This is a genomic window from Gemmatimonadales bacterium (genome assembly GCA_035502185.1).
Taxonomy (GTDB): domain Bacteria; phylum Gemmatimonadota; class Gemmatimonadetes; order Gemmatimonadales; family JACORV01; genus Fen-1245.
In genome coordinates this window covers 9,987-26,594 of the sequence record DATJUT010000025.1, presented here as the reverse complement: position 1 = coordinate 26,594, position 16,608 = coordinate 9,987, and the positions used below count along the sequence as shown (strand labels likewise).

The 16,608-nt window shown below is 72.7% G+C and carries 15 protein-coding genes; all 15 read left to right on the top strand.

What is annotated here, in order from left to right:
* The 15 genes from VMF70_03385 to dapF are packed head-to-tail and all read left to right on the top strand — an operon-like array spanning window position 1 to window position 16,428.
* Window positions 1–1,680, top strand: a complete 1,680-nt coding sequence (locus tag VMF70_03385; protein ID HTT67050.1) for a CTP synthase — start codon at window positions 1–3, stop codon at window positions 1,678–1,680.
* On the top strand, window positions 1,680–2,507 hold the full coding sequence (kdsA, locus tag VMF70_03380) for a 3-deoxy-8-phosphooctulonate synthase (GenBank protein HTT67049.1): 828 nt from the start codon (window positions 1,680–1,682) through the stop codon (window positions 2,505–2,507). The genes VMF70_03385 and kdsA overlap by 1 nt, the downstream gene beginning before the upstream one ends.
* Window positions 2,500–3,057 (top strand): HAD hydrolase family protein, encoded by a 558-nt coding sequence (locus VMF70_03375; GenBank protein HTT67048.1) that lies wholly within the window; start codon window positions 2,500–2,502, stop codon window positions 3,055–3,057. The genes kdsA and VMF70_03375 overlap by 8 nt, the downstream gene beginning before the upstream one ends.
* Entirely contained in the window at window positions 3,041–4,021 is a 981-nt protein-coding gene (locus tag VMF70_03370) for a KpsF/GutQ family sugar-phosphate isomerase (GenBank protein HTT67047.1), read from the top strand. The genes VMF70_03375 and VMF70_03370 overlap by 17 nt, the downstream gene beginning before the upstream one ends.
* The gene (gene lptC, locus VMF70_03365; protein HTT67046.1) at window positions 4,018–4,581 is read left to right on the top strand and encodes an LPS export ABC transporter periplasmic protein LptC; all 564 of its coding nucleotides are present in this window, start codon (window positions 4,018–4,020) and stop codon (window positions 4,579–4,581) included. The genes VMF70_03370 and lptC overlap by 4 nt, the downstream gene beginning before the upstream one ends.
* 1 nt (window position 4,582) lies before the next feature.
* Complete coding sequence (locus VMF70_03360) at window positions 4,583–6,124, top strand: hypothetical protein (GenBank protein HTT67045.1); 1,542 nt, start codon at window positions 4,583–4,585, stop codon at window positions 6,122–6,124.
* Complete coding sequence (gene lptB, locus VMF70_03355; protein HTT67044.1) at window positions 6,121–7,314, top strand: LPS export ABC transporter ATP-binding protein; 1,194 nt, start codon at window positions 6,121–6,123, stop codon at window positions 7,312–7,314. Before VMF70_03360 ends, lptB begins: the two co-directional genes overlap by 4 nt.
* Complete coding sequence (rpoN, locus tag VMF70_03350; protein HTT67043.1) at window positions 7,311–8,765, top strand: RNA polymerase factor sigma-54; 1,455 nt, start codon at window positions 7,311–7,313, stop codon at window positions 8,763–8,765. Before lptB ends, rpoN begins: the two co-directional genes overlap by 4 nt.
* Complete coding sequence (locus VMF70_03345; protein HTT67042.1) at window positions 8,762–9,751, top strand: glycosyltransferase family 2 protein; 990 nt, start codon at window positions 8,762–8,764, stop codon at window positions 9,749–9,751. Before rpoN ends, VMF70_03345 begins: the two co-directional genes overlap by 4 nt.
* Window positions 9,748–10,359 (top strand): class I SAM-dependent methyltransferase, encoded by a 612-nt coding sequence (locus VMF70_03340; protein ID HTT67041.1) that lies wholly within the window; start codon window positions 9,748–9,750, stop codon window positions 10,357–10,359. The genes VMF70_03345 and VMF70_03340 overlap by 4 nt, the downstream gene beginning before the upstream one ends.
* A gap of 40 nt (window positions 10,360–10,399) precedes the next feature.
* Complete coding sequence (locus tag VMF70_03335) at window positions 10,400–11,578, top strand: glycosyltransferase family 4 protein (protein HTT67040.1); 1,179 nt, start codon at window positions 10,400–10,402, stop codon at window positions 11,576–11,578.
* Window positions 11,571–12,488, top strand: coding sequence for a lysylphosphatidylglycerol synthase domain-containing protein (locus VMF70_03330; protein ID HTT67039.1), 918 nt, complete (start codon window positions 11,571–11,573; stop codon window positions 12,486–12,488). The genes VMF70_03335 and VMF70_03330 overlap by 8 nt, the downstream gene beginning before the upstream one ends.
* The gene (locus tag VMF70_03325; protein HTT67038.1) at window positions 12,472–14,859 is read left to right on the top strand and encodes a YfhO family protein; all 2,388 of its coding nucleotides are present in this window, start codon (window positions 12,472–12,474) and stop codon (window positions 14,857–14,859) included. The genes VMF70_03330 and VMF70_03325 overlap by 17 nt, the downstream gene beginning before the upstream one ends.
* Window positions 14,852–15,574: a polyprenol monophosphomannose synthase gene (locus VMF70_03320; protein HTT67037.1), complete on the top strand. Its 723-nt coding sequence runs from the start codon at window positions 14,852–14,854 to the stop codon at window positions 15,572–15,574. The genes VMF70_03325 and VMF70_03320 overlap by 8 nt, the downstream gene beginning before the upstream one ends.
* Complete coding sequence (gene dapF / locus VMF70_03315; protein ID HTT67036.1) at window positions 15,571–16,428, top strand: diaminopimelate epimerase; 858 nt, start codon at window positions 15,571–15,573, stop codon at window positions 16,426–16,428. The genes VMF70_03320 and dapF overlap by 4 nt, the downstream gene beginning before the upstream one ends.
* Window positions 16,429–16,608 lie beyond the last annotated feature (180 nt).

Here is a 16,608-nt window from a genome sequence, read left to right as displayed (position 1 = left end):
GTGGTGGAGCGCGGCGGGACCAAGCAGCAGGCGACCAAGTACGTGTTCGTGACCGGCGGCGTGGTGTCTTCCCTCGGGAAGGGCATCGCCGCCGCTTCGCTGGGGCGCCTCCTGGCGGACCGTGGGCTGCGGGTCACGATCCAGAAGTTCGACCCGTACATCAACGTGGACCCCGGGACGATGTCGCCGTTCCAGCACGGCGAGGTGTACGTCACCGACGACGGCGCCGAGACCGACCTGGACCTGGGTCACTACGAGCGGTTCATCGACCGGTCGCTGTCGCAGGCCAACAACATCACGACCGGGCGGATCTACCAGTCGGTCATCACCAAGGAGCGCCGGGGCGAGTACCTGGGCTCGACGGTGCAGGTCATCCCCCACATCACCGACGAGATCAAGGGCGCGATCCGCCGCCTGGCGCCGGACCACGACGTGGTGATCACGGAGATCGGGGGCACGGTGGGCGACATCGAGTCGCTGCCGTTCCTCGAGGCCATCCGCCAGTTCCGCCAGGAGGTGGGCCGCGACAACTCGCTGTTCATCCACCTCACGCTGGTCCCGTTCATCGCCGCCACGGGCGAGCTCAAGACCAAGCCCACGCAGCACTCGGTGCGCGAGCTGATGGAGATCGGGATCCAGCCCGACATCCTGATCTGCCGCAGCGAGCGTCCGCTGCCCGAGGAGCTGCGGCGCAAGATCGCGCTGTTCTGCAACGTGGACTTCGGCTGCGTGGTCGAGTCGCCGGACGTGAAGAGCATCTACGAGATCCCGCTCCGGCTCCACGAGCAGGGCCTGGACCGCGAGGTGTGCCAGCGGCTGCGGCTCGACACGCCGGAGCCCGATCTCAAGGGCTGGCGCGAGATGGTGGAGAAGATCCTCCGGCCCAACGACCGGGTGCGGATCGCGATCGTGGGCAAGTACACCGAGCTGGTGGACGCGTACAAGTCGGTGCAGGAGGCGCTGACCCACGGCGGCATCGCCAACAACGTCGGCGTGACGATGGAGTGGATCTCCAGCGACCGGTTCACCGACTTCGACACCGCGACGAAGCTGCTCGCCCCCTACGACGGGCTGCTGATCCCCGGCGGCTTCGGGATTCGCGGCATCGAGGGCATGGTGCAGGCGGCGGAGGCGGCGCGCGAGAAGCGGCTGCCGTTCTTCGGCATCTGCCTGGGGATGCAGGTCGCGATCATCGAGTTCGCGCGCAACGTGTGCGGGATCGCGGACGCCAACTCGTCGGAGTTCGAGGCCGAGTGCGGCAACCCGGTGGTCTCGCTGCTGCCCTCGCAGCGCAACGTGCAGGACCTTGGCGGGACGATGCGGCTGGGGGCCTACGCCTGCCGGCTGCGTCCCGGCTCGCAGATCGCCCGGATCTACGGGATCACCGAGACCAGCGAGCGGCACCGCCACCGCTACGAGGTGGACAACGGGTATCGCGACCTGTTCGCGGAGCACGGGATGCGGCTGACGGGGCTCTCGCCCGACGGCTCGCTGGTCGAGATGCTCGAGCTGCCCGATCACCCGTGGTTCATCGGCTGTCAGTTCCACCCCGAGCTGAAGTCGCGGCCGACGCGGCCGCACCCGCTGTTCGCCAGCTTCATCGCGGCCGCGTACGACGTCCGCCGCCGTCGCGGAGAGGCGTCCGCCGCCGCCCAGCCCGCGGCCGCCCTCTCGTCGTAATGGGCACGGCCGCGGCGGCGCCGTTCGGGCCCGGCCCGTTCCTCATCGCCGGCCCGTGCGTGGTCGAGGACGACCGGCTGAACCTCCGGGTCGGCGAGCACCTCGCGGACCTCGCGCGCCGGCTCGGCATCTCCGTCACCTACAAGGCGTCGTACGACAAGGCCAACCGCTCGCGCCTCGCGGCCGCGCGCGGGCCCGGCCTCGAGGCGGGGCTCGCGGCCCTGGACCGCGTGCGCCGGGCCACCGGGCTGCCGGTCCTGACCGATGTGCACGACGCGTCCCAGGTCCCCGCCGCGGCGGCGGTGGCCGACGTGCTGCAGGTCCCGGCCTTCCTGTGCCGGCAGACGGACCTGCTGGTGGCCGTCGGCGGCGCGGGCAAGCCGGTCAACGTCAAGAAGGGGCAGTGGATGTCGCCGGAGGGCATGGCGGGCGCGGTCGAGAAGGTCCGGAGCGGCGGCGCCCCCGCGGTGGCGGTGACGGAGCGCGGGACGTTCTTCGGCTACGGCGACCTGGTGGTGGACATGCGGAACTTCGCGCGGCTGGCCGCCGCGTGCCGCGCCCCGGTCGTGTTCGACGGCACGCACAGCGTGCAGCAGCCCGGCCAGGGGCAGGGGGGCGCCAGCGGGGGCCTGCGGGAGTTCATCCCCGCGCTGCTGATGGCCGCCGCCGCCGCGGGCGCGGACGGGTTCTTCCTCGAGACCCATCCGGACCCGGACCACGCCCCGTCGGACGGGCCGAACATGATTCCGCTCGCCGACCTCGACCGGATCGTGTCCCGGGCCCTGGACGTCTGGCACACCGCCCGGGGAGGGAGGCCGCATGATTGAGCCGGGCATCGCCCGGCGCGTGCGGCTCGTCGGCTTCGACGTCGACGGCACCATGACCGACGGCGGGCTGTACATCGGGAGCGCCGGGGGCCAGCCGGTCGAGCTGAAGCGCTTCGACATCCAGGACGGCCTCGGCGTGCACCTGCTCCGGGTCGCGGGCCTGGTGGTCGCGATCGTGACCGGGCGCGCGGGCGATGCCGCCCGGCTGCGCGCCGAGGAGCTCGAGGTGGACGATTTCGCGGCCGACGCCGGGGCCCGCAAGCTCGCGGCATTCGAGGCCATCCTGGCGAGGCGCCAGACCCGCTGGGAGGAGGCCTGCTTCATCGGCGACGACCTCCCGGACCTGCCGCTCCTCAGGCGCGTCGGCCTCCCGGTCGCGGTCGCCAACGCGTGCCGCGAGGCGAAGGAGGCGGCGCGGTACACCACCGCGGCGGCCGGGGGGCGCGGCGCCGTCCGCGAGTTCGCCGAGGCCTTCCTGCAGGCCCGCGGCGTGTGGGCCGACGCGGTGCGCACCTATCTCCGGGAGCGGGGCGATGTCGCAGCACGCTGACGCGGCCGGCCACGCGCTGGAGCGGGGCCGCCAGGTGCTGGTCCAGGAGGCGGGCGCGGTGGCGGCCCTGGCCCAGCGGCTCGACGGGCGGTTCGCGGACGCCGTACGGCTGGTGGTGGGGTGCCGGGGCCGCATCGTGGTGTCGGGCGTCGGCAAGTCGGGCGTGATCGCGCGCAAGATCGCCGCCACGCTCACCTCGACCGGCTCCCCGGCGACCTACCTCCACGCGGTGGACAGCGTGCACGGCGATCTCGGGATCGTCGGGCGCGACGACGTGGCGATCCTGCTCTCCAAGAGCGGCGAGACGGACGAGCTGTTCCCGCTGGTCGGGTTCCTCAAGCGCCTCGGCGTGCCGATCGTCGCCATCACCGGCGGGCCGGAGTCGACCCTGGCGCACCACGCGGACGTGACGCTCGACGCCTCGATCGCCGAGGAGGCGTGCCCGCTCGATCTCGCGCCCACCACCAGCACCACCGTGGCCCTGGCGCTCGGCGACGCCCTCGCCGTCGCCGTCTTCGAGGCCAAGGGGTTCAAGGAGGAGGACTTCGCCCGGCTGCATCCGGGCGGCGCGCTCGGGCGGCGGCTCCTGCTGCTGGTGCGGGACGTGATGGTGACCCAGAACCTCCCCACGCTCGGAGCCGACGCCAGCATGCGGCAGTGCGTGCTGTTGCTGGCCGAGCGGCGGGGCACGGTGGTCGTGGTGGACGACCGGCGCGGCGTGGCCGGCGTGGTGACGGCCGGCGACCTCACCCGGCTGATGGAGCGCCGGCCCGACTTCCTGGACGTGCCCGTGAGCGAGGTGATGACCCGCACCCCCAAGCTCGCCAAGCCCGACGAGCTGGGGAGCTCCGCCGTGAACCGCCTCGAGCAGCACGGCATCATGGCGATGCCGGTGGTGGACGACGACGGCCTGCTGCTCGGCATCGTCCACCTCCACGACCTGCTGCGGGCGGGGGCGGGATGAGCCGCGGCGTCTGGCGCCGGGCCCGGTGGTGCGCGGGCGCGCTGGCGGCGGTGCTGGTCGCGGCGTGCGGCGGCACCGACCGCAACGTGGCGGCCACGGGCACGGCCGCCGACAGCGCGGACCAGACGATGTGGGGCCTGACCCAGTACCTGACCAAGGAGGGCGTGAAGCAGGCCTTCCTCCAGGCCGACACCGCGTTCATGTACGAGGCGAGCGGGCGGGTGGACCTGGTCCACGTGAAGGTGACGTTCTACTCGGAGCAGGGCGAGGCCGAGTCCGTGCTCACCGGCAGGACCGGCGCGTACTTCACCCGCACCAACCAGATGTGGGCCCGGGACTCGGTGCTGGTGGTCCGCCTGGCGGACCAGGCGCGGCTGCACACGTCCTACCTCGAGTACGATCCGACCAAGAACGAGGTCCGGACAGACCGGCCGTACGTCGCCGACAAGGGGACGCAGCATTTCGAGGGCGTGGGCTTCGTCTGCGACCCGTCGTTCATCAACTGCAGCACCCAGCACGCGAAGGGCACGGCGGGGCAGCTCGTCATGCCGGCGCGCTAGCATGCGGCCCTGCCTGGTGATCGCCCTGGCCCTCGTGGCCGCGCCGGCGCGGGCGCAGCAGGGTCCGGCCGGCTCGACCTGCAACGTCCAGATCGACTCGAGCCGGCACAGCCAGTTCCACCTCGACAACGGCGCCTACGACACCTTCGCCGGCGGGGGCGTGTGGGCCCACTGCCGCGAGCAGCCGACCCGGATGTACGCCGACTCCGTGGCGTGGTATCCCGGGAACGACCTCCTGTACCTGATGCGCCACGTCCGGTTCGAGGACAGCACCTCGATCCTGAACGCGGACAAGGTGACGTACTACCTGAGGCAGGAACGGCTGTACGCGGAGGGCAACGTCTACACCAAGAACCTGCACACGGGCTCGGACCTGCGCGGCCCGAACCTGGACTACTACCGGGCCGCGCCGCCGCTCCGCGACACGGTCGAGACCTACGCCCGCGGGCGGCCCACGATGCACTTCTACTCCGCGCCCAGCGGCACGCGGCCGGACAGTGCCGAGCCGTTCGTGGTCGTGGCCGACCGCTCGCGGATGCGCGGCAACGACCAGATGTGGGGCGGCGGCAACGTGACCATCGACCGGTCCGACCTGGCGGCCCGGGGCGACTCGGCCGAGCTCGACCTCGGGCACGCCGTCGGCGCGCTGCTGGGCCAGCCGCAGGTGAACGGGACCGGCAACGACGCCTACCACCTCGACGGCAACCGGATCACGTTCCGGCTCACGCCCTCGCACGAGATCCGGCGCGTGATCTCCGCGGGCCAGGCGAATGCCCGGGGCACCGACTGGCGCCTCAAGGCCGACACCATCGACATGACCCTCGATAGCGGCAAGGTCCAGCTGGTCGAGGCGTGGGGGCGGCGGCAGCGGCCCGATGCGGTGTCCGGCCTCCACACCATCGTCGCCGACTCCCTGGACATCCACATGCCCGCCCAGCTGCTGCGGCTGGTGTGGGCCTACGGCCACGCGCGGACCACGACCCGCGACACGACGGTGCGGGAGGACACCACGGCCCGCGACACCACCGCCCGCGACACCACGGCGCGCGATACCACGGCGCGGCGCGGCGCGGCGCTGGTGCGGGCCGACGAGGACTGGATCACCGGGGACACGCTGCGGGCGGACTTCGCCGTCGTCCGCGACAGCGCCGCCACCCGGCCCACCTCCGAGCTGCAGCACATGACCGCGTTCGGGTCCGCCCGGGCGCTGTACCACGTGGAGGCCGCCGACACCTCGGCGGCGCGGGGCCGGAAGGGCGTGAACTACTCGCGGGGACGCCGCATCGACATCGCCACGGCCGCGCACTCGAAGGTCCAGACCGTGGACATCGTCGGGACGGCGGACGGCGTGTACCTGGAGCCGCTGCCGCCGCCCCGCGACACGACCCGGGCGCGCGCCGACAGCACCCGCAGCCCGGCGGCCGACACCACGCGTGCGCGGGCCGGCGCGCCCGGCGCCGCCCCGGACACGGGCGCACCCGCGACGCCGGCGCCGCCGCCGCCCGCGGGCCCGGCGCGACCGCCCGGACGGGGACGACCGTGAGCGAAGCCCTGCTCACCCAGCTGCGGGGCCGCGACCCCTCGATCTGCCTGGCGCTCGCCGCGCTGCTGCGGAGCGCCGACGAGGGCGGCACCACGCCGTTCGGCGCCGCGGCCGTCGCCTACCGCGAGGACTACCTCGCCGCGCTCCGCCGCGCCGCCGGCGACGCCGGCCTCACCGACCCCGGCACGCTGTCGGTGGACGACGTGCGTCGCCACCTCGCGGCGTCCGTGCTGCCGCGGCTCGCCACCGAGGCGGTGATCCTCGACGCGGGCCGCGGCTGGGACGAGAGCGCCGTGGTGCAGTTCCATCCGGAGACCTGGGCCACGCTGGCCGCCGACCGCGAGGGCGCGCGGACGATGCTGCTCGAGACGGCGTGGCAGGGCATGGTCACGCACGACACCGGCGACCAGCCCGCGGCCGTCGAGGGCGAGCCGGCGGGCAGCCTGCTCGAGGCCTTCGGCCTGCGCAAGACCTACAGCCGGCGCACGGTGGTGGACGACGTCGACATCCGGCTCGGGCAGGGGGAGATCGTGGGCCTGCTGGGGCCGAACGGGGCCGGCAAGACCACGACCTTCTACATGATGGTGGGCCTGATCACGCCGGAGGCCGGCCGCATCCAGCTGGACGGCCAGGACATCAGCAGCCTGCCGATGTACCTGCGGGCGCGGCAGGGCATCGGCTACCTGGCGCAGGAGCCCTCGGTGTTCCGCAAGCTCACGGTGGAGGAGAACCTCCTCGCCATCCTCGAGACGCTGCCCATCGGCCACGAGGAGCGGATGCACCGGCTGGAGACCCTGCTCGACGAGCTGTCGATCCGGCACCTGCGGCGCAGCAAGGCCTACTCGCTCTCGGGCGGCGAGCGGCGCCGGCTGGAGATCACCCGCGCGCTGGTGACGCGGCCCAAGTTCATGCTGCTGGACGAGCCGTTCTCGGGCGTGGACCCCATCGCCGTGCACGACATCCAGACCATCGTGGCCGGCCTGCGGCGCAAGGGCATCGGGGTGCTCATCACCGACCACAACGTGGAGCAGACGCTCGACATCGTGGACCGCGCCTACATCATGTTCGAGGGCAAGGTCCAGGTCTCCGGCACCGTCCGCGCCCTGGTGTACGACGACCGGGTGGCGGAGCTGTACCTCGGGCCCACCCTCACCGCGCGCCTGCGGGCGCGCCTGTCGCCGGCCGCGTGAAGACGACGCTCGGCCAGCACACGGTCCTTCGGCAGGACCTGCGCATCAATCCGCGCCTCTACCAGGCGATGGACCTGCTGTACATGCCGCTGCTGGACCTGCAGCAGCACCTCAAGCAGGAGCTGACCGCCAATCCGTTCCTCGAGCTGCTCGAGCCCGAGGAGGAGGAGGAGACGCCCGCCACGCTGGCCGAGAAGAAGGAGGCGTCGGAGCCCGCGGACCGGGAAGAGATCAACTGGGAGGACATCCTCCTCGACGGGTTCGACCAGGGCGACTGGCGCGCGCCCACCGAGGAACGCGAGTTCTCCGAGCCCGTGTCGGTGCAGACGCGCGACCTCACCAGCTACCTGCGCGAGCAGCTGCAGCTGCTGGACCTCACCGACCGGCAGCGCCTGCTGGTGGAGGAGTTCCTCGGCAACATCGGCGGCGACGGGTACCTCTCCGCGACGCTGGAGGAGATCGTCGCAGCCACCAACGGCCTCCAGGAGGAGTTCGCGGCCGAGCGCGAGGCGGCGCCCGCCCAGGCCCCGTACACCCTGGAGGAGGCGCAGGCGGTGCTCGCCGTCGTGCAGACGCTCGACCCGCCCGGGGTCGGCGCGCGCGACCTGCGCGAGTGCCTGTTGCTCCAGCTGAAGGACAAGGGCGAGACGGGCTCGCTGGCGTACCGGCTGCTCGACGAGGCGTTCGACGACCTGATCGCGCACCGCTGGAGCGACCTGGCCAAGCGCCTCGGCCTCGACACGGCCGAGGTCCAGGCGGCCGCCGACGAGATCGCCAAGCTCGATCCCAAGCCCGGCCTGCGGTTCAGCTCCTCCGAGGGCGACTACATCATCCCCGACCTGATCGTCGAGAAGATCGACGGCAAGTACCGGGTGTTCCTCAACGACACCAACCTCCCGCGGCTGCGCCTGTCGCGCGCCTACCAGGAGGTGGCGCGGGACAAGAAGAAGTTCGTCGGCGAGAACCGCGAGTTCATCACCCAGCGCCTCAACAGCGCGCAGTGGATGATCCAGGCCATCGAGCAGCGTCGGCAGACCATGCTCAAGGTGATGAACTTCATCGTGGACCGGCAGCACGACTTCTTCGAGAAGGGGATCGAGCACCTCAAGCCGCTGACGCTCCGCGAGGTGGCCGAGGTGATCAACATGCACGAGAGCACCGTGAGCCGGGTGACCAACGAGAAGTACGTGCAGACCCCGCGCGGCGTGCTGCCACTCAAGTTCTTCTTCTCCAGCGCGCTCTCGACCACCAGCGGCGAGGACGCCAGCGCGCGGGCGATCAAGGCGCAGATCCAGAAGCTGGTGGGCGACGAGACGCCCCACGACCCGCTGACCGACCAGCAGATCGTCCAGAAGCTGCGGGAGCGGGGCGTGCGCATCGCGCGCCGCACCGTGGCCAAGTACCGCGACCAGCTCGGCATCCTGTCGGCCCGGATGCGCAAGCGCGTATGAGCCTCGCCGACGGCCGCGGCCCGGTGCAGGTGAGCGTCCTGGTACCGGCCAAGGACGAGGCGGAGAACCTCCCGGAGTTCGTCGCCCAGGCGGCCGCCGCGCTGGCGGCGGCGCCGTTCTCGGCCGAGGTCGTGGTGGTGGACGACGGCAGCGCGGACGCCACGCCCCGGGTGCTGGCCGAGCTCGGGGCGCGGCACGCCTTCCTCCGCTCGGTGCGGCACCGCACCCGGCAGGGCATCGCGGACGCGCTCCGGACGGCGGGGCAGGCCGCGCGCGGCCAGGTGCTGGTCTTCTATCCCGCCGACCTGCAGTACCTCCCGGCGGAGATCCCCTCGCTGGTGGCGCCGATCCTCGCCGGCGAGGCCGACCTGGTGACCGGCACCAAGCAGGGGCGCTACGAGAAGGCGTTCGTCTCCGGCGTCTACAACCGGCTGTGCCGCTGGCTGTTCGGCGTGCGCGTCACCGACCTCAATTCCGTCAAGGCGTACCGCCGGGAGATCATGGACGCGGTGCCCCCGCGCGCCGACTGGCACCGGTTCTTCGCGGTGGTGGCGAGCGCCGAGGGCTTCCGGCTGGCCGAGCGCCCCGTGACGCTGCACCCCCGCCGCGCCGGCACCAGCAAGTTCGGCATCGGCCGCATCCCGGTCGGCGTGATGGACCTCGTCTCGGTGTGGTTCCAGCTCAAGTACGGCCGCAAGCCGATGCTGTTCTTCGGCGTCACCGGCACGCTGCTGTTCCTGCTCGGCTTCCTGGCCGGCGTCGTGGCGCTCGTCATCCGGTTCGGCTTCGGCGTCGGGTTCCGGCCGCTCCTCAACCTGATCGAGATCCTGGTCATCTCGGGGATCGCCCTGTTCGGCTTCGGCTTCATCGGCGAGATGATGGCGGGCCAGCGCGAGGAGACCCGCGAGCTGAGGCGGGAGCTGGCGCGGCTCCGGGACGAGCGGTCCGCGACCGGCCCGGCGGACGGCGCCGGCACGCGGCCGTGACCCGGATCGCCCCCGGCTCGGAGGAGCTGCAAGGCTTCTACCGCCAGCGCGTCGCGTGGCGCAAGACCGGCGAGGAGCGGATGCGCTTCCGCAAGGCCGCGCGGCTCGCGCGCGTGGCGCCGGACGCGGCGGTGCTCGACATCGGCTGCCGCGACGGCGGGCTCAGGCGCTTCCTGCCGCCGGGCGTCCGCTACCAGGGGATGGACATCACCCCCGAGTTCGCCGGCCCCGACATCGTCGTCCGCGACGTCTCCGACGGCATCCCGTTCCCCGACGCCTCGTTCGACCACGTGTTCTGCATCGAGGTGCTGGAGCACGTGCCCAACCCGTACGGCGCCCTGCGGGAGATGCACCGGGTGCTGCGCCCGGGCGGCGTGCTGGTGCTGTCGGTCCCGAACCCGTACCACGTGAAGGAGCTGGTCTGGAACCTGCTGCGCATCCCGGACCGGCAGGGCCACATCTACGGGTGGACGCGCCAGACCATGACCCGGCTCGGCGAGATGAACGGGTTCCGCCTCGACGGGTTCGGCGGCACGTACCTCCACCCGCCGATCCCGATGTTCGCGCTGCTCGCGCGCTCGATCGTGTACCGGTTCGTCAAGGCGTGATCCCGCCGGGCGCCACCGCCAGCGCCGCCGCCGGTCCCCCGTGAGAATCCTCAGCGTCACCCACAACTATCCGCGGTTCGACGGCGACCTCGCCGGTGCGTTCCTCGAGCGGCTCGCCGTGGCGCTCGTCCACCGCGGCCACGCGGTCGAGGTGGTGACGCCCGCCGACCAGGGCGCGGGCGGGCGCGGCGAGCGGCAAGGGGTCCGGGTGACGCGGGTCCGCTACGCGCCCGCCGGCCGGGAGATTCTGGCGCACCGCGGGACGATGGCGTCCGCGCTGCGGTCGCCGGCCGGCGTCGCGGCGCTGGCCTCGCTGGTCGCCGCCCAGGCGCGCGCCCTCCGCGCCGCCGCCCGCGCCGGGCCGCCGGTGGACGCCGTGCACGCGCACTGGTGGGTCCCCGGCGGCGTCAGCGCGTGGCTGGCCCGTGCCGGCGGCGCGCCGTACGTGGTGACGCTGCACGGCACGGACGCCGAGATCCTGCGCCGGTCGGCGGCGGCCCGGGTCGCGGCGCGGCGCGTGCTGCGCGGTGCCGCCGCGGTGACCGCGGTCTCGTCCTACGTGGCGCGGCGGGCGGCGGAGGTCGCGGGTCTGGCGCCCGACGTGGTGCTGGTGCAGCCCATGCCGCTGGACGTGGACCGGTTCTCGCGCGCCAGCCGCGGGGGCGGGGGCGTCGTGACCGTGGGCCGCCTGACCACGCAGAAGCGCCTCGACCTGCTGCTCGACGCCGTCGCCGCGTTCGGGCGCCGGGGCCGCCCGGCTTCCCTCCTGATCGTCGGCGACGGCCCGGAGCGCGGGCCGCTCGAGGCGCGGGCGGGCGCGCTCGGCATCGCGGACCGGGTGCGCTTCGCGGGCCGGCTGGAGCCGTCGCGCGTGCCAGAGGCGATCGGCGACGCGGACGTGTTCGTCTTCACCGGCGTCGGGGAGGGCTTCGGCCTCGCCGCGGCCGAGGCCTTCGCGCTCGGCATCCCCGTGGTGGCCACGGAGGACGGGGGCGGCGTGACCGAGATCGTGCCGCGCAACGGGCCGGGCCGCGTCGTGCCCGCGGGCGACGCCGAGGCGCTCGCCGGCGCGATCGACGAGCTGGCGTGCGACCCCGCGGCGCGGCCGCTCGCCGCCGAGCTGGGCGCCCGGCTGAAGCGCCAGCTGGCGCCGGATGCCGTCGCGGCGCGCTTCGAGGAGCTGTTCGGGCGCCTCGCGCGGGGAGGCCGGCGTGCCTAGACGCTGGCGCCTGGCGCTGGAACTGGTCGTGGCGGTGGTCGTCGTCGCCCTGGTCGCCCGGACCATCGCCGCCAACTGGGACAGCTTCCGCGCGCTGCATTTCACGCTCGTGCTGCGCCCGGCCTGGCTGGCGCTGTCGGTCGTGAGCCTCGCGCTGGTCTCGGCCCTGCAGATCGAATCGTGGCGGCGCCTGCTGGCGGGCTGGGGACAACGGCTACGGTTCGCCGCCGGGGCGCGGATCTGGTTCCTCGCCAACCTCGGCCGCTACGTCCCGGGCAAGGTGTGGAGCGTGGCCGGCATGGTCGTGCTCGCCGAGCGGGAAGGGGTGCAGCGCTGGGCCTCGGCGGCCTCGGCGGTCGCGGTGCAGGCGGTCGGCATCGGGACCGCGGCGGCTCTGGTCGCGGCGGCGACGCCCCACGCGTACTCGCCGGTGCGGGTGGCCGCGGCGGCGCTCCTGGGGCTCGGCACGGTGGCGCTGCTGGCGTGGAAGGGTGCGCTCCCCAGGGTCGGGCGCCTGGTCGGGGCCGCCGGCGAGTGGCGCGCGCTCCCGGCGGGCGCCGTATTCGCCGGCGCGGCGCTCACCCTGCTCAGCTGGGGCGTGTACGGCTTCGCCTTCTGGGCCCTCGGCCGCGGCATCGGGCTGCCGCCCGTGCTGCCGCTGGCCGACGCTGCGGGCGTGTTCGCCCTAGGCTACATTGTTGGCCTCCTGGCGCTGTTTGCGCCCGGCGGCATCGGCTTCAGGGAGGCGACGTTTCTGGCGCTGCTGACCCCGTACCTGGGTGGCGGAGGGGCGCTGGCCCTCAGCCTCGCCTCGCGCCTGGAGCTCACGTTGACCGAGGCAGCGGCCGGCCTCGGAGCGCTCGCGCTCGGCGGCCGCAAGGGAAGGGAGTCGCTTGAACGCCGACCCTGAAACGTCCGCGGCAGGCTACGCGCCGTCGCGGCCCACGCTCGTGGCCACGGGCTTCTTCGTCCTGTGGGTCGCGATCCTCTCGCTCCCGATGCTCGCGGGCGGCTGGCTCGCCGTGGCCCGCTGGAGCGACCAGTACGCGGCCGGCTACGCCTTCCGCACCTGGGGTGCGGAGCAGCTGCGCCGCACCGGGCACGTGCCGCTGTGGAACCCGGAGCTGTTCGGCGGACTGCCGTTCGTGGGCGCCCTGCACGGCGACATCTTCTATCCCACCTCCTGGCTGCGCCTGCTCTTCTCGATGCCCACGGTGATGGACCTGGGCTTCGTGATCCACTACGTGGCCGCGGGCCTGTTCACCTACCTGCTGCTCCGGCGGCTGTCCGTGCCGTGGATCGGAGCGGTGGTGGGCGGCATCGGCTACCAGCTCTCCGGCCTGATCGCGTCGTACCCGCTGCCCGGACACGACGGCAAGCTGTTCGTCTCCGCGCTGCTCCCGCTGGCCTTGCTGGCGCTGGTGCTGGCCCTCAGGGAGCGGCGGTGGAGCGGCTACGCGCTGCTGGCGGTATCGGTGGGCCTCGCCCTGCTGAGCCCGCACTTCCAGATGACGTACTACCTGCTGATCGCGGCGGGCCTGTTCGCGCTGTACCTCACCTTCGGCGAGCCGGGTGAGCGGAGCCGGTCGGCCCGGCTGCGGGACCTCGGGCTGGCGCTGGCCGCGGTCGGGCTCGGCTTCGCGCTCTCGGCCATCCAGGTGCTGCCGTTCGTCCGGTACCTGCCGTTCTCGCCGCGCGCGCAGGGCTTCCACGGCTTCGAGGGCGCGACGAGCTACGCCGTGCCGTGGGTCCACGTCCCGGAGTTCTTCCTCAAGCTCTTCACCGGACTCCAGTCCACGTACTGGGGCCCCAACGGCCTCAAGCTGCACTCGGAGTACCTGGGCCTGCCGGTCGTCGCGCTCGCGGTCCTCGGGGCGGCGTCGGCGCGGCGCCGCCTCGTCCTGTGGCTCGGCGGCATCGGCCTGCTGTTCCTGCTGATCAGCCTCGGCGCGGGGACGCCGTTCTACAGCGTGTGGTGGGCGGTCATGCCGTACGTGAAGGCGACCCGCGCCCCCGGCATGGCGTTCTACGTGGTCGCGCTGGTGGTGGCCCTGCTGGCGGGCCTGGGCGCCGCGCGGCTGGAGCAGAAGGAGGGCGCGAAGCACGTCCGGATCTGGCTCATCGCCGCCGGGGTCGCGCTGCTGCTGGCCCTGGCCGGCGCCTTCGGCGAGATGGCCTTGTCGTACGCTCGCGCGCACGAGCCGGCCACGGGCCTGCCGATGGTGCAGGCGGCCGAGGCGGGGCAGTCGGCCATCCGGTGGGGGGCGGCCAGCAGCGCCGTGGCCCTCGCCCTCGCCGCGGCGGTGGCGCTCGCGTGGCTCCGGGGACGCCTCTCCAGCCTGGCGTTCGGCGCGCTGCTGGTTTGCGTCATCGGCACGGACCTGTGGCTCAACGCCCGCTTGTACTGGCAGTACACCGCCGCGCCGCCGGCCCTGTTCCGGCCGGACCCCGTGACCCAACGCATCAAGCAGGCGCCACTGCCGTTCCGCACGCTGGACTTCTACGGCATCTACGGGGCGCAGGGCGTCGCGTTAATGGCGTTCGACATTCCGGAGGTGCTCGGCCACCACGGCTTCGAGCTGAACGCCTACGACCAGCTGCTGGGTGGCCAGAACGAGTGGCGGAACCTGCAGCGCAGCCTGGCGCTGTGGGACCTGCTGGCGGTGCGGTACGTCGTCTGGCCGGCGGAGGACCAGCAGCTCGGGGAGAACGCCCCGTTCGCGCGGCGCTACCACAAGGTGCTGAGCGCCGTGGTCACGTCGGGCGGCGTCACCGCGGACCTGTACGAGCGCACGGACTCCGTGCGGTACGCCCGGGTCGTGCCGGCGGCCGTCAAGGCGCAGGACGCGCAGATCGTGCCGGCGCTGATGAACCCGCGGTTCGACATCGATCGCCTGGTGCTCGTGCCGCCCGACGCCCCGGTGGCGACGCCGAATCTGGACTCGATGCCGCCGGCCATGGCCAGCCGGGCCACCTTCACGGCCTGGGCGCCGGGGCTGATGACCATCAATCTGGATCCCGTGCCCGAGCACGACGCGTTCGTGGTGATCAGCGAGAACTGGTACCCGGACTGGCACGCCACCGTTGACGGGCGGGACGCGCCGGTCGAGCGCGGGCAGGGTACCCTGCTCACCGTGCCCGTCCCGCGCGGCGCCCGCGTCGTGCAGCTCCGGTTCGCCAGCCGGAGCTACCAGGTGGGGAAGGTCGTCAGCCTCGCCTCGCTGGTGGCGGTCGTCGTGTTGCTCGGCCTCCCGCTCGTCCTCAAGAGGCGCGGTGGCTGAGCGCGCGCTGGTCATCATCCCGACCTACGACGAGCGGGAGAACCTTCCCAAGATCGTCCCGCAGATCTTGCAGCAGGATCCGCGGCTCGAAGTGCTGGTCGTGGACGACAACTCGCCGGACGGCACCGGGAAGCTGGCCGCGGCGCTGGCCGCCGAGGACCCGCGGATCCACGTGCTGCACCGGGCGGGCAAGCTCGGGCTGGGCACCGCGTACGTGGCCGGCTTCCGGTGGGCCCTCGAGGCCGGCTACGACTACGTGTTCGAGATGGACGCCGACTTCTCGCACGACCCGCGCCACCTCCCCACGTTCCTGGCGGAGATCGCCGACGCCGACCTCGTCATCGGCTCCCGCTACCTCAACCGCCGCGTGACGGTCGTCAACTGGCCGATGAGCCGGCTTATGCTGTCGTACTTCGCGAACGTGTACGCCCGCCGGGTCACCGGGCTCAGGCTGTGGGACTCGACCGGCGGGTACAAGTGCTACCGGAAGGCGGTGCTGGCCGAGATCGACCTCGACCAGGTGCGCTCGAACGGCTACTCGTTCCAGATCGAGATGTCGTTCCGCGCCTGGCGGAAGGGCTTCCGCATCCGGGAGATCACCATCACGTTCAGCGACCGCAGTGAAGGCCGCAGCAAGATGTCCGGCAGGATCGTGCGCGAGGCGGTATGGATGGTCTGGCGGCTCAGGTGGTGGGCGCTGGTGGGGAAGGTATGAAGCCCGGCACCGTCTTCTACAAGATGTCCGGCTCCGGCAACGACTTCGTCATGTTCGACGGCCGCCACACCACGGCGGAGGAGCTGACCCGCGAGGCGATCGTGGCCTTGTGCGACCGTCGGCTGGGCGTCGGGGCGGACGGCGTCGGCCTCCTTGAGCCCCCGCCCCCCGAGGGCGACGGGGTCGACTTCCGCTTCCGGTTCTGGAACCGCGACGGCTCGGTCGGCCCGATGTGCGGGAACGGCGCCCTGTGCGCCACGCGGCTCGCCGTCATCCTCGAGTTCGCCAGCCCGGACGCCGAGATACGCTTCTCGACGCCGGCCGGCCTCCATCGGGGCAGGGTGGTGGGCACCCGCTCCGAGATCGCCCTCCCGGACTGCCCGGCACCCACGGCGGCCCCCGAGGTCCGGACCCTTCCGGGCGAAGGCTGCCCGACCCTGGTCCGGCCCTCGGTCCCGCACCTCGTCCTGACCGTGGACGACGTGGAGACGGTGGCCGTGGCCGATCGGGGCCCGGCGCTTCGGTCCGACCCGGCCACAGGGGACGGCGGGGCCAACGTCAACTGGATGTCCCCCCGAGGGGACGGCTCCTGGAAGATGCGCACCTTCGAGCGAGGCGTCGAAGGCGAAACCCTGGCGTGCGGGACCGGGGCGGTCGCCTGCGCCCTGACGCTGGCCAGCCAGGGCCTCGCCAGCTCTCCCGCCCGCCTGTGGACCAGATCCGGCCTCCCGCTCGACGTCGCCTTCGACGCGGGACCTTCAACAGCCTCGTCGATCCGCCTCACCGGCGAGGGGAGACTGGTCTTTCGCGGCCTCTCCGGCTCGCTGCCAACCGACTGTCCCACCGACGGTTAGCAAAGGGCGCCCGAATTTCCACAGTTACAAACAAATCAACTTAACATAACATATCTTATACGAAGTCAGCGTGGCGTGACAGTGCCGTGTAGATGCGGCGCTTTTCCGAACCCACTCGACGCCGACTCAGAGCGTTTCGACGTCCCCGCTACAGGCCGCCAGGCGCCGCACGGAACGCCG

What these genes read in the sequence shown, in the direction of transcription:
- VMF70_03375 (HTT67048.1), top strand. Translation starts at nt 2,500, where the DNA reads ATGATTGAGCCGGGCATCGCCCGGCGCGTGCGGCTCGTCGGCTTCGAC.
- VMF70_03370 (HTT67047.1), top strand. Translation starts at nt 3,041, where the DNA reads ATGTCGCAGCACGCTGACGCGGCCGGCCACGCGCTGGAGCGGGGCCGC.
- lptC (HTT67046.1), top strand. Translation starts at nt 4,018, where the DNA reads ATGAGCCGCGGCGTCTGGCGCCGGGCCCGGTGGTGCGCGGGCGCGCTG.
- dapF (HTT67036.1), top strand. Translation starts at nt 15,571, where the DNA reads ATGAAGCCCGGCACCGTCTTCTACAAGATGTCCGGCTCCGGCAACGAC.
- VMF70_03345 (HTT67042.1), top strand. Translation starts at nt 8,762, where the DNA reads ATGAGCCTCGCCGACGGCCGCGGCCCGGTGCAGGTGAGCGTCCTGGTA.
- VMF70_03360 (HTT67045.1), top strand. Translation starts at nt 4,583, where the DNA reads ATGCGGCCCTGCCTGGTGATCGCCCTGGCCCTCGTGGCCGCGCCGGCG.
- kdsA (HTT67049.1), top strand. Translation starts at nt 1,680, where the DNA reads ATGGGCACGGCCGCGGCGGCGCCGTTCGGGCCCGGCCCGTTCCTCATC.